General features: G+C 71.2%; 12 protein-coding genes. 5 read left to right on the forward strand and 7 right to left on the reverse strand.

The annotated features are described in order from the left end of the window. Positions 1-19: 19 nt before the first annotated feature. The 7 genes from fabD to ABZ919_RS26370 form a co-directional block, all read right to left on the reverse strand. Positions 20-982 (reverse strand): ACP S-malonyltransferase, encoded by a 963-nt coding sequence (gene fabD / locus ABZ919_RS26340; protein ID WP_361252368.1) that lies wholly within the window; start codon positions 980-982, stop codon positions 20-22. Further along, positions 910-1,695, reverse strand: a complete 786-nt coding sequence (locus tag ABZ919_RS26345) for a 4'-phosphopantetheinyl transferase superfamily protein (protein WP_361252371.1) — start codon at positions 1,693-1,695, stop codon at positions 910-912. Before ABZ919_RS26345 ends, fabD begins: the two co-directional genes overlap by 73 nt. Positions 1,696-1,756: 61 nt before the next feature. Further along, on the reverse strand, positions 1,757-2,701 hold the full coding sequence (locus ABZ919_RS26350) for an aromatase/cyclase (RefSeq protein ID WP_361252374.1): 945 nt from the start codon (positions 2,699-2,701) through the stop codon (positions 1,757-1,759). Between the two features lie 30 nt (positions 2,702-2,731). After that, a complete protein-coding gene (locus ABZ919_RS26355) occupies positions 2,732-3,517 on the reverse strand; it encodes an SDR family NAD(P)-dependent oxidoreductase (RefSeq protein ID WP_361252377.1) in 786 nt (261 codons plus the stop codon). Positions 3,518-3,662: 145 nt separating this feature from the next. Further along, positions 3,663-3,926 carry an acyl carrier protein gene (locus ABZ919_RS26360; protein WP_351214928.1) on the reverse strand — a complete coding sequence of 88 codons (264 nt, stop codon included), beginning with the start codon at positions 3,924-3,926 and terminating at the stop codon, positions 3,663-3,665. A gap of 40 nt (positions 3,927-3,966) precedes the next feature. Further along, the gene (locus ABZ919_RS26365) at positions 3,967-5,202 is read right to left on the reverse strand and encodes a ketosynthase chain-length factor (RefSeq protein ID WP_361252380.1); all 1,236 of its coding nucleotides are present in this window, start codon (positions 5,200-5,202) and stop codon (positions 3,967-3,969) included. After that, a complete protein-coding gene (locus ABZ919_RS26370; protein WP_361252383.1) occupies positions 5,199-6,533 on the reverse strand; it encodes a beta-ketoacyl-[acyl-carrier-protein] synthase family protein in 1,335 nt (444 codons plus the stop codon). Before ABZ919_RS26370 ends, ABZ919_RS26365 begins: the two co-directional genes overlap by 4 nt. 252 nt (positions 6,534-6,785) lie before the next feature. Between ABZ919_RS26370 and ABZ919_RS26375 the strand changes: the two genes are divergently transcribed. The 5 genes from ABZ919_RS26375 to ABZ919_RS26395 all read left to right on the forward strand — a co-directional run bounded on the left by ABZ919_RS26375 (position 6,786) and on the right by ABZ919_RS26395 (position 11,852). Beyond that, complete coding sequence (locus tag ABZ919_RS26375; protein ID WP_361252386.1) at positions 6,786-8,384, forward strand: alpha/beta hydrolase; 1,599 nt, start codon at positions 6,786-6,788, stop codon at positions 8,382-8,384. A 91-nt stretch (positions 8,385-8,475) separates the two neighbouring features. Further along, the gene (locus ABZ919_RS26380; protein WP_361252388.1) at positions 8,476-8,955 is read left to right on the forward strand and encodes a MarR family transcriptional regulator; all 480 of its coding nucleotides are present in this window, start codon (positions 8,476-8,478) and stop codon (positions 8,953-8,955) included. A 34-nt stretch (positions 8,956-8,989) separates the two neighbouring features. Then, positions 8,990-9,466: a hypothetical protein gene (locus tag ABZ919_RS26385; protein ID WP_361252390.1), complete on the forward strand. Its 477-nt coding sequence runs from the start codon at positions 8,990-8,992 to the stop codon at positions 9,464-9,466. 36 nt (positions 9,467-9,502) lie between these two features. Further along, entirely contained in the window at positions 9,503-10,303 is an 801-nt protein-coding gene (locus ABZ919_RS26390; RefSeq protein ID WP_361252393.1) for an SDR family oxidoreductase, read from the forward strand. Further along, positions 10,290-11,852, forward strand: coding sequence for an NAD(P)/FAD-dependent oxidoreductase (locus ABZ919_RS26395; protein ID WP_361252396.1), 1,563 nt, complete (start codon positions 10,290-10,292; stop codon positions 11,850-11,852). The genes ABZ919_RS26390 and ABZ919_RS26395 overlap by 14 nt, the downstream gene beginning before the upstream one ends. Positions 11,853-11,854: the final 2 nt, after the last annotated feature.

Below are 11,854 nucleotides of genomic sequence, written 5' to 3' on the forward strand. Positions count from 1 at the left end.
TCGGGCGCTGATGTACTGCTCAGGCCGCGGTGTCCGCTTCCGCCCGGGCGGCGTCGACGGCCAGGGCGAGCGCGCTCGCGTCATGGGTGGAGTGGACTCGCGTGCCCGGTGCGATCCGGCGGCGCAGTCCGCCGAGGACCCGGCCCGGCCCCACCTCGACGAACCGGACCACGCCCATGTCGGTCATGCGGGTCACCGCACCGGTCCAGCGCACCCGGCCGGCGAGCTGTCGCCGCAGGCAGGCGACCGCATCCCCGGCGGTCGTCACCGGCTCGGCGGTGACACCCGAGACGACGTTGATCACCGGGTGGCGGAAGCGCACCCCGGTCAGGGCGGCGGCGAACTCCGCCTCGACGTCGCTCATCAGGCGGCAGTGGAACGGTGCGCCGACGTGCAGGGCGACGACGCGCCTGCTGCCGGCCTCCCGGGCCCGCCGCACGACCTCGTCCACGGCCGCGTCCTGACCCGATACGACGACCTGTGCGGGGCCGTTGTCGTTGGCGACCTCCACGACCTGGCCGGTGGCGGACGCCACGGCGGCGCAGATCCGCTCGACGTGCGCCAGGTCGAGGCCCATCACAACGGCCATCCGCCCCGGTACCCGCTCGTTGACGCCGGCCATGAGCTGCCCGCGCAGCCGCACCAGCCGCAGGGCGTCGGCCCAATCGAGCACGCCGGCGCAGACGAGCGCCGCGTACTCGCCCAGGCTGTGGCCCGCGACCACGTCGGGAGTGACACCCCGCGCCCGCAGGACGTCCAGCGCGGCCAGGCTGGTCAGGAACACGGCGGGCTGGGTGACGGCGGTGTCGCGCAGTGCCTCGGCGGGTCCCTCCCAGTACAGTCGGGACAGAGGGAACCTGAGGATCTCGTCGGCCGGGCGGTAGTAGCTGTCGACCAGGTCGGGCCGTGTCACCAGCAGATCGCGGCCCATGCCGGCCTGCTGCGAGCCCTGGCCCGGGAAGACGAACGCGGTCTTGTGCATGGTTCGGCGCTCCTTTCGGCGACCCGAACGGGGGGAGAGGGCGTGCCGGCTCCGCTGACGGCACATGCCAGTACGTATCCGGTAGGGGCGGGCAGGAGGGCGCCGGTCAGGCGCGGGGCCCCGGGCAACGGGGCCAGCGGCCGCGACGACCCGGGCGGCGCGCCGGGCGGAGGCACTCCGATTGCGCGGCACAGACCGCCCGCCCGCAGTCCCGTCCCGAGCGCTTTGCCCGCGGCCTCCTTGCGCGTCCACAGATCCAGTAGTCCCGTGGACCGCAGCCCCGGCGGCAGGGCGCGCACCCAGGCCGCCTCGTCGGCGGTGAACCACCGTTCGGCGAGAGCGATCGCGTCCAGCGGCCGGACGGCCTCCGCGTCCACTCCCACCCCGAGCAGTCGGGCCCCGGGGCCGGCGAGTGCCACGGCCACCAGACCGCGGGTGTGGCTCACGCCGGCGCGCAGGCCCGACGCCGCACCGGACAACTCCGGGGCGCCGGACGCCGCCCGGCCCATGCGGACGTCGGCCGGCGGCGCCCCCACGGCCTCGGCAGCGGTGGTACGCAGCAGCGCACGGGCCTGCGCGCGCGGGTCGCTCCCGGCGAACTGCCACCAGACGGCGACGCCGTGCGCGCCGACCGGTTCGCAGGTGCCTACCACTGACTGGCTCACCGCGCACCCACCGGCCTCTCCGAGGGTGGTCACATCGGTCTGCGCCACGGCCCGCACATCGGGCTGCTCAACGGTGTCCGCCCCGGCCCGCTCCACGGTGCCCGCCCGCTCAGACCTGCGAACCGGCGGTGATCTGCTCGGCGTACGCCTTGGCGTGCTCCAGGGTGATCCGGCTGTTGCCGCTCAGCGCGGTGCGGGCGAATTCGCGGGCGTCGGCCACCGTGGCACCCTCGCCGAGGATGCCCGGCACGGCCTCGGGCCGGATCGCGACGGTGTGCCGGGAGGTCACCGCGACGCCGCCGCGCACCTCGGTCACCCGCCATTCGCCGGTGTGGGCCGTCATCAGCGGGGGCACGACGATCTGCTTGTAGACGATCCGTTCGTCGGCGAAGCAGACCCGCACCGATTTGGTGGTGTGCATGGCGCCGTCGGCGGTGATGGTGTCCATCTCCATGATCTGGACGCCCGGTTCGTCCTCCGTCAGGTCCATGCGGGCGACGTGCGGCAGCCGGTCCGGCCACTGCTGGGCCTGGTACAGGAAGTCGTAGACGTCGGCGATGCCGCCGTCGACGACGACGGTGTCTTCGAAGGTGAGCAACAGTTCGGATCGGTCGGCCGCCTGCTCGGCCAGCGCCTTGAGATTCGCCAGCTCGGCGCGGCTGTTGCGGTCGGTGACCTCGGCGATCCAGGCGAGGCGGTCCGGGTCGTCGTCGACGGCCCGGTAGCTGTGCTCCAGGACGACCGCGGTCCCGCCGTCCGGGAGACCGCGCAGCAGCCACGCGCCGGACATCGCGGCGATCGGCGGCTGGGAGACCTCCTGCTCGAAGGCGATGCGCAGGCCGTCGGGATCGCGGTGCCGGCGGGAGGTCCAGGCCTTGACCCGGTCGCCGGCGACCGCCCAGAGCCGGATGCGCTCGTGTACCCCGTCCTGTTCGAGCTGCTCCACGTGGACGGTGGGATGGAAGTTCACCGGCCACGCGGTGGCGTCGGCCAGCAGGTCGTAGACGGTCTCGGGTGCGGCCGCCACCCCGATGGTGTGCTGCACGTCGTTCATGGGTTCACCGGTCCTTGTCCGTCGCTGCCGTCAGTAATTGCCAAGGCCGCCGCACACGTTGAGCGCTTGTGCGGTGATGGAGGCGGCGAGGTCTGTCATCAGATAGCCGACCAGGCCGGCCACCTCCTGCGGTGTGGAGTAGCGGCCGAGCGGGATCTTCGTCTCGAAGCGCGCCAGGACCTCCTGCTCGTTGCTGCCCCACAGCCGCGCGTAGTTGGAGCGGACCTGTTGCGCCATGGGCGTCTCTACGTAGCCGGGGCAGACGGCGTTGACGGTGATTCCGGTCTTCGCCAGTTCCAGGCCCAGTGCCTTGGTGAAGCCGACGACGCCGTGCTTGGAGGCCGAGTACGGCGCCCCCAGGACGACGCCCTGTTTGCCGCCCGTCGAGGCGATGTTGACGATGCGGCCGCGTGAGGTGTCGCGCATCCCGCCGGTGGTGAGCACCTCGCGGGTCATGAGGAAGACGCTGTTGAGATTGGTGTCGATGACGTCGTACCAGGTCTCGTCGGCGAGGTCGGCGGTGACCCCGCCGCCGCTGCGTCCGGCGTTGTTGACCAGGCCGTCGATAGTGCCGTAGCGACGCACCGCGGCCTCGACGAAGGCGTGGACCTCGTCACGGGACCGGACGTCGCAGCGCTGCCCGTCCACCTCGAGGCCCCGCTCGCGCAGGCCCTTGACCGTGACGGCCAGGTCCTCCTCGTGCCGTGCGCAGATGAACACCTTCGTGCCGCGCTGGGCCAGGCTCTCGGTGACCGCGAGACCGATTCCGCTGGTGGCGCCGGTGACGATCACCACGTCGGCGCTGTCGTTCGCCATGCTGTCCTCTCCTTGACCGATGGACTGTGGTGGGCTGTGGCCGATGCGACGGCCGGTGAACTGCGGCCGGTGCGGCCGCGGGACTTCGGCCGGCGGGGCCGTGGCGCGGGCCTTCCGGCAGGGGGAGGCCGGAAGGCCCGGCGGTTCAGGGGGTGGCCGTGACCGGCTCGTTGACCAGAGCCAGGAACAGCCGCGGGGTCTCGGCGTCGCCGAGGGCGTCCTCGGAGAGCTTGATCCCCACCTCGCGCTCGACCCGGCTGGCGGCCTCCAGCAGAGCCAGCGAGTCGTAGCCGAGCTCGGCGAACGGGGTGTCGAGGATGTCGCCGTCGAGGTTGACGCTCTCGTCCGCGCCGGCGCTCTCGCGCAGGATGCGGGTCAGCTCGGTCAGGGTCAGTTCGCGTGCTGTCATGGGGTACGTCCTCACTTCTCGTAGCTCGTGGGGTGGTCGGTCAGTCGCTGCCGGGGTCGGCGCGCAGCACGACCGCGGCGTTGAATCCGCCGTGGCCGCGGGCGACCACCAGCGCGGTGCGCACGGTCATCTCGCGCGCGGTGTCCCGCACCAGGGCGATCGGGCAGTCCGGCGCCTGGTCGGGCACGTGCAGGGTCGGCGGGACGACACCGTCCCGCATGGCCAGCACGGCTGTTGCCACGTCGAGGGAGGCCGCGCCGGAGTACAGCCGGCCCGTCATGGTCTTGGGCGCGCTCACCGGCACGGTGTGCGGGCCGAAGACGGCTGCCAGGGCCTCGGCCTCCACCCGGTCGAGGTCGCGCACCCCGGCCGCGTCCGCGAACACCACGTCGACGTCCGGCGGGGCGACCGCGGCGTCCGCGAGGGCCAGTTCGACGGCCCTGCGCAGTCCTGGCGCCCGGTCGGAGCCGGGCGCGGGGTCGAAGGTCGCCCCGTAACCGGCGACCGTGCCGTAGACGCGGGCACCGCGCTCCCGGGCGCCCGCTTCGCTTTCCAGTACGAGGATGGCGCCGCCCTCGCCGGGCACGTGGCCGTCCGCCGAGACGTCGAAGGGCGCGTAGGCGCGCTCGGGGTTGCTGGAGCGGCTGAGGCGGCCGCTGGTGATTTGGGAGACCAGCCCCCACGGGGAGAGGGAGGCATCGACCCCGCCGGAGACGACGAGGCCGACGCCCTTGCGTACGTGCCGCCGTGCGTGGCCGAGCGCGTCCAGCCCGCCGGCCTGATCGGTCACCAGGACGCCGCTGGGGCCGCGCATGCCGTGCCGGATGGAGATCTGGCCGGTGTTGACGGCGTAGAACCAGGCGAAGGACTGGTAGGCGCTGACGTACTCGGGGCCCTGGCTCCACAGTTTCTGCAGTTCGTGCTGGGCGAACTCGAAGCCTCCCGAGGCGCTGGCGGTCACCACGCCCATGCCGAACTCGGGCAGTGCCGCCGGGTCGACGTCGGCGTCGGCGAGTGCCCAGTCCGAGGCGGCCAGGGCCATCTGCGTCATCCGGTCGGTCTGCGGGAGCAGGCGGCTGGAGAGGTGGTCGGCCGCGTCGAAGTTCAGGACCTCACCGGCCAGGGGAGAGGGATAGCCGCCCGCGTCGTAGCGGCTGATCCGGTCGATGCCGCTGACTCCCTTGAGGGTCGCGGTCCAGAACTCCTCGGTGCCCACGCCGTTCGGCGCCACCACGCCGATCCCGGTCACCACCGTGTTCTCGGTCTGCCCGGTCATGCGGCCGTCCTCCGGGCAGGACGGGTCAGCACCATGGCGCTCTGGAAGCCGCCGAAGCCGCTGCCCACCGTGAGGACCGTGTCCACGTCCTGCTCGCGGGCGATCAGGGGGACGTAGTCGAGGTCGCATTCCGGATCGGGAGTGTGCAGATTCGCCGTGGGCGGCACCACGCCGTGCTCGATCGCCAGGGCGCAGGCGGCGATCTCGATCGAGCCGATCGCTCCGAGCGAGTGCCCGATCATCGACTTGATGGAGCTGACCGGTACGTCGTACGCGTGCTGCCCGAGGCTGCGCTTGAAGGCGGCGGTCTCGTGGCGGTCGTTCTGTTTGGTGCCGGAGCCGTGCGCGTTGATGTACGACACGTCCTCGGGGTTTAGCTGGGCCTCGTCAAGGGCGGTGCTGATCGCTTCCGCCATCTCCCGGCCGTCCGGACGCAGTCCGGTCATGTGGAAGGCGTTGCACCGGGAGGCGAACCCGGCGATCTCGGCGTAGACATGGGCGCCGCGCCGACGGGCGTGCTCGTACTCCTCCAGCACGAAGACGGCCGCCCCCTCGCCGAGCACGAAGCCGTTGCGGCTCTTGTCGAAGGGCCGGGAGGCGTGCTCGGCGTCGTCGTTGCGGGAGGTGGTCGCCTTGATGGCGTCGAAACAGGCGACCGCGATGGGTGAGATCGGGGCGTCGGTCGCCCCGGCGACCATGATGTCGACGCTGCCCTCGGCGATCAGATCGCGGGCGTAGCCGACCGAGTCCAGGCCCGAGGTGCAGCCGGCCGAGACGACCGCGGCCGGGCCCTCGGCGCCAACCGCCCAGGCGACTTCGGCGGCGATGCTGCTCGGCACGAAGTGCCCGTACAGATGCGGCACTCCGTAGGAGTTGTCGACCAGCCATGTGCGACCGCTGTCGCTGAGGACGACGTACTCCTCCTCCAGCCCCATGGTGGCGCCGACCGCGCTGCCCACGGTCACCCCGATCCGAGCCGGGTCCGGCGTGCCGAAGTCCAGGCCACTGTCGTGCACCGCCTCCCTCGCTCCGACCACCGCGAACTGGGTCGCCCGGTCCATGCGCCGGATCTCACGGGGGGTCAGGCCCTGCTGAGCGGGGTCGAACGCGCACTCCGCCGCGACCTGGGAGCGGAACGGGGCGGGGTCGAAGAAGGAGATGCGCCCGGTCGCGGTGCGGCCCGAGGTGATGAGATCCCAGAACGCCTTGGTGCCCGTACCGCCGGGCGCCACCACGCCCACGCCGGTGATCACCACCCGGCGCAGGGCCGTGGGCGCTCGCCCCGGCTGCGCTGCGCGGCGGGCGGCCCCGGCAGGGTCCGTCGCTGACATGTCGGTCGCCTTTCGTGGAGGAATCCGCTTGCCGCCGCCGAACCTCTTGGCCGTGGCTCAAGGACGACTCAAGGCCGGCGCAAGCGGGCCTCGATCCGGCTGCACAGGGGCGTCCGACCTGCGGCCAGGGGACCTTGACCGGTCTTCGAGCCGTCCTTGAGCGCAACTCGGGAACGTCCCAATCCGCCCACCAGACCAGCACCATCGACGTGATGTGAGGACTCCTTGAGCACGCACACGGCAAGCACGGACATGGCATCCGAAGAGCAGAGCTCCGTCGTCAACACCGTCGTCATCGACGTCCCGGCCGACCGGGTCTGGCGGTCCTGCACCGACATCGAGCGCTGGCCGGCCATCTTTCCCACCACGCGCGCGGTCCGGCGTACCGAGGTCGGCGCCAACGAGGTGGTGATGGACATGACGGTGGCGAACGAACTGGGCGTCAACGACGTCCGCTCGCACCGCTGGTACCGGCCCGACGAACTCCGCATCGACTTCCGCATGGTGACGCTGCCGCCCGCCATCGCCGCGATGGAGGGCAACTGGACCGTCGAACCGGCGGACGGTGGCGCGCGACTGGCCGTCGAGCACGTCTTCGTGCCACGGCGAGACGAGGGAGTGGACGCGGTCGGCCTCCGGGACACGCTGTTCCGTACGACCGAGAACGTGCTGGCCGCGCTCAAGGAGTGGCTGGAGGCGGGTCGCGACCTCGCCGCGGACGACGGCCTGCGCGACGCGTGGGGGCCGCGCAACACCGGGAACGGGATCTCCGCCGAGACGTTCGAGAACTGCGAACTGTTCTTCAGCCGTCTGGGCCTGGCGAGCCTCGACTGGGGCGACATCACCATGGTGCTCAAGGACCTGCGCAAGGAGAGCACCCACGAGGACTGGGCCGACTGGCACCGGAGGTGGTCCGCGCTCGGCGTGCACTACGAGGAGCGCGCGGCCGAGGCACTCGAGGCGAACCACCTGGAGACGTTCCGTACCGCCAACCGCAAGGCCGCGGCCTGCCACCACTACGCGGAGTTCTTCTACTTCGACGACGCGCGGGCCAAGACCGACAGCCGCGACCGGGTCACCGAGATCTTCGAGCGCGGCATCCCGTACCTGCACGAGACCGTCACCGCGCTGAACGTCAGCTGCGACGGGCTGGACGTGCCCGGCTACCTCATGGTGCCGCTCGGCGAGGGCCCGTGGCCGACCGTGGTGCTCGTCAACGGCCTCGACTCGGCCAAGGAGGTCGAACTGTACGCCTTTGCCCGGGAGTTCATGGCCCGCGGCATGGCTGCGGTCGTCTTTGACGGCCCGGGGCAGGGAGTGCACATCGGCAGGACGCCGATGGCGGTCGACTTCGAGCGGGTGGTCGCCGCCGTGCTGCAGGAGGCCGTACGGCGTCCCGAGGTCGACGAGGACCGGATCGGCATCTTCGGGGTGAGCTTCGGTGGCTACCTCGCCGCACGCGCCGCCGCGAGCGTCCCCGGCTTCCAGGCGTGCGTCAACCTCTCCGGCGGTTTCGACTTCGACAACTACCGCAACGTCAACGTCATGGTGAAGGAGGACTTCCGCTTCGTCTTCGACCAGGCGGACGACGATGCCATGGACGAGCTCGCCCGGACGAGGCTGAACCTCAGGGACGTCCCGCCGCTGCGCATCCCCCTGCTCGCCATCCACGGCGAGCTCGACACCATCATCCCCATCGACTCCTGCGAGCGGATGCTGGACTGGGCCGCCGGCGAGACCCAGCTGATCCGCTACCCGGGTGAACGCCACGTCGCCACCAACTACTTCAGTGACTTCATCCCGCGCTTTTGCGACTGGATGTCCGACCACCTCGGGGCACGTGCCCGCTGACGTCCACGCCGTGCGTCGCCCTGTTTTCGGTTGACATACATAGCAAGCTATGGAGTAATCGAAGCAGCAGAAGCCGCGCCGGAGGTTGATCATGACCACGAAGCCCGAAGACCTCTCCATCCCGCCGGTCGGCCGGCTGCCCCGGGAGGCGTCACTGGGATACCAGGTCAACCATCTCGCGCGGCTTCTGGAGCGGGCCCTGCGGCTGCGCATCGAGGAGTACGGGGTCGTGCCCGGGCAGTTCGCCCAGCTGCTCGCGCTGTACGAGCAGGAGGGGCTCACCCAGCGGGAGCTGTGCGAGCGCGTCCAGATCGAGCAGCCGACCATGGCCAACACCCTGCAGCGGATGGAGCGCGACGGACTGATCCACCGCGTTCCCGATCCGCACGACAGACGCCAGGCGAAGGTACTGCTGAGCGACCGGGCCCGCGAACTCCAGGAACCCCTGGTCGCCGCCGCCCGCGACGTCAACGGCCTGGCGACCCGCGGTCTGGACGGGTCGGAGGCCGCCCTGCTGCTGAGCATGATCGCGCACGCCATCGAGAACCTGGAGTCCGCCGGGCGCTCCTGAACCCAAGACCGGAACCCAGCACGGGGAGAAGTCCATGAAGACCCGAGTGCACGCTGTTGCCGGGGTTCTCGCTCTGACGCTGATCAGTCTCTTCTTCACGGCCTCGGCCGTGGTCGAGATCTTCGGCGACGACGCCGCCGTACGAGACGTCAAGACCGCCATCGTCTTCGCGCTGCTCGTCCTGGTGCCGTGCATGGCGGTCACCGGCGGCACCGGTCGCCTCCTGAGCGCACGGCGCCGCCGTGCCCCCCTGATCCGCCGCAAACAGCGGCGCATGGCGGCGGCCGCGGCGATCGGGCTGCTGGTCCTCGTCCCGTGCGCCGTCACCCTGCGGGTCTTCGCCGCCGACGGCCGCTTCGACACGGTGTTCGCACTCGTCCAGGCCGTCGAATTCCTCGGCGGCGCCGTCAACATCACGCTCCTGAGCCTCAACGTACGCGACGGCAGGCTCCTGACCGCGGCCGCCCGCCGGCGTGACCGGCACGCCGCATCTGTCGCAGCCCAGCCCTAGTCCACGCAGCCGTACTGGATCCGGAAGGTCCCGCTCATGGCAATCGCGGGAAAGATTGCACTCGTCACCGGTGCCAGCGAGGGCATCGGAGCATCCATCGCCAGGGCACTCGTGTCGGCGGGCGCGAGCGTCGTGATCACCGCCCGTAGGGAAGGGCCGCTGAAGGAGGCGGCCGACGGGCTCGGCCCGGCGGCCTCCTGGGTCGCCGGCGACATGGCGGACGCGGCGACGGCCGAAGCCACCGTCGCGCACGCCGTCGCCCGCCACGGCGGCCTGGACCTGGTCGTGTGCAACGCCGGGATCCTGATCCCCGGTGGCCTCATCGAACAGGACATGGCCGAGGTCGACCGGGTGATCGGCGTCAACCTCCGCGGCACGATCGCGCTGATGAAGGCGGCGGCGCCCGGGCTGACCGGCCGTCCCGGTGCCTCGGCCGTCGTCATCTCCTCGTCCATCGGTAGGCAGCCCGCCGCCGGGATGGGCGTGTACGGCGCCACGAAGGCGGCCCTGCACTATCTCGTCCCCACCTGGGCGACCGAGCTGGCGCCGCGGGGCATCCGGGTCAACGCCGTCTGCGCGGGCATCACCGACACGCCAGGCCTGCGCAGCGGTGCCGCGCACCTGCCCGGGCTCGAACAGGCCGTGATCGGCACGAACCTGATCAAGCGGATCGCCACCGCCGACGAGATCGCCCACCCGGTGCTGACCCTGCTGGACGAGGATGTCAGCGGGTACGTGACCGGGTCGATCTGGGACATCGACGGCGGATTCCAGCGCGACCGCGGCGGCCCCGCACGCGACACCAGTCCCGAAGGAGCGCACCATGACGCAGCATGACGTAGTGGTCGTCGGCGGCGGACACAACGGGCTGACCGCGGCCGCCTACCTGGCCAAGGCGGGCCTGGACGTCGTGGTCCTGGAGGCCAAGGAGTACGCCGGCGGCGGTGTCGTCACCCGAGAGGTGACCCTGCCGGGCTTCCACCACGACCTGCACGCCATCGCCCACATATTCATCCAGGGCAACCCCCTGATCCGCGACGACGAACTGGGCCTGCTCTCCCGGCACGGCTTGTCCTACGTCTTCCCCGACCCGAGCATCGCCGTCACCTTCCCCGACGGCGACTACATCGCCTTCTACCGGGACGTGACCAGGACGGCGGAGACGATCGCGAGGATCTCACCGAAGGACGCGGAGAACTACCTGCGCTTCCACGCGTTCACCGACCAGCTGCTGGACACCCTGATGACCGGCCTGTTCGAACCGCCGCCCCCGCTGGGCGAGTTCTTCGCCGGGCTCGACCGGTCCGAGGTCGGGCAAGAACTGCTGCGCATGCTGATGATGAGCTACCTCGACGTCGTCAACGAGTGGTTCGACAGCCCCAAGGTGCGTGCGGCACTGATCCGTTGGGTGTCGGAGATCCTGGCCGCCCCCGAGGAGGGCGGCACCGGTGCCTTCCTGCTGATGATGGTCCCGGTCATCCACCGATACGGTCTCGGCTACGCCGTCGGCGGGTCCGGCGCGCTGACGACGGCTCTGGTCAGAGCCGTTCAGGAGCAGGGCGGCGCCATCAGGACCGGCGCCCCGGTCGAGCGGTTCACCTTCGAGGGCGACCGGGCCACCGGCGTTGTACTGGCCTCGGGAGAGCATGTTCAGGCCCGGCGCGCGGTGGTGGCCGACCTGAACATCAAGCAGTTGCCCGGCATGGTCGACCACCGCTTCGGAGCCGACTGGGAGCGCAAGGTGCGCCGTATCAAGCCCGCCGGATTCGGCCTGCTGACCGGGCACCTGGCCTTGAGCGAGGCACCGGTCTTCAAGGCCGGTCCCGAGGTCGGCGGCGCGGGCTTCCAGGAGACGGCCGCCCCCCTGCCCGCGCTGCTGCGGACCTTCGACGACCTGAAGTACGGCGTGCCGATCAGCAACATCCCGAGCATCGCGGTGGCGAGCGCCTGGGACCCCACCCGTGCGCCCGCCGGACGGCACACCCTCTACCTGCTGAGCTACGCGCCCCTCGCGCTGGAGCGGGGGCGCTGGGACGAGCGCAAGCAAGAGATCTTCGATCAGGTCTTCGACACCTTCTGCGGCCTCACCACGAATATGAGCTCGGAGAAGGTACTCGGCAGGGTCGTCGAAAGCCCGGTGGACGGCGAGCGCTTCAACGCCGCCTGGCCGGGCGGCGACCCGGGCCACTTCGGGCTGCAGCTCTTCCAGTTCATGGGGTATCGGCCCCTGCCCAACATGGGGTACCGGCTGCCCGGTGAGGGCTTCTACCTCGTGGGACCGTCCACCCATCCCGGCTCCGGCGTCACGGGCGGAGCACGGGCCGGTGCCAAGGCCGTCCTCCGGGACCTCGGATGCGACGTGGCCGCGGTGATGGGCGGTGGATGACC

The sequence above is a fragment of the Streptomyces sp. NPDC046759 genome (genome assembly GCF_040645475.1).
GTDB lineage: Bacteria > Actinomycetota > Actinomycetes > Streptomycetales > Streptomycetaceae > Streptomyces.

Excerpts from the sequence above, each read along its gene's own strand:
- fabD (WP_361252368.1), bottom strand. The coding sequence starts at position 982 with ATGCACAAGACCGCGTTCGTCTTCCCGGGCCAGGGCTCGCAGCAGGCC.
- ABZ919_RS26350 (WP_361252374.1), bottom strand. The coding sequence starts at position 2,701 with ATGAACGACGTGCAGCACACCATCGGGGTGGCGGCCGCACCCGAGACC.
- ABZ919_RS26355 (WP_361252377.1), bottom strand. The coding sequence starts at position 3,517 with ATGGCGAACGACAGCGCCGACGTGGTGATCGTCACCGGCGCCACCAGC.
- ABZ919_RS26360 (WP_351214928.1), bottom strand. The coding sequence starts at position 3,926 with ATGACAGCACGCGAACTGACCCTGACCGAGCTGACCCGCATCCTGCGC.
- ABZ919_RS26365 (WP_361252380.1), bottom strand. The coding sequence starts at position 5,202 with ATGACCGGGCAGACCGAGAACACGGTGGTGACCGGGATCGGCGTGGTG.
- ABZ919_RS26370 (WP_361252383.1), bottom strand. The coding sequence starts at position 6,533 with ATGTCAGCGACGGACCCTGCCGGGGCCGCCCGCCGCGCAGCGCAGCCG.
- ABZ919_RS26375 (WP_361252386.1), top strand. The coding sequence starts at position 6,786 with ATGGCATCCGAAGAGCAGAGCTCCGTCGTCAACACCGTCGTCATCGAC.
- ABZ919_RS26380 (WP_361252388.1), top strand. The coding sequence starts at position 8,476 with ATGACCACGAAGCCCGAAGACCTCTCCATCCCGCCGGTCGGCCGGCTG.
- ABZ919_RS26385 (WP_361252390.1), top strand. The coding sequence starts at position 8,990 with ATGAAGACCCGAGTGCACGCTGTTGCCGGGGTTCTCGCTCTGACGCTG.
- ABZ919_RS26390 (WP_361252393.1), top strand. The coding sequence starts at position 9,503 with ATGGCAATCGCGGGAAAGATTGCACTCGTCACCGGTGCCAGCGAGGGC.
- ABZ919_RS26395 (WP_361252396.1), top strand. The coding sequence starts at position 10,290 with ATGACGCAGCATGACGTAGTGGTCGTCGGCGGCGGACACAACGGGCTG.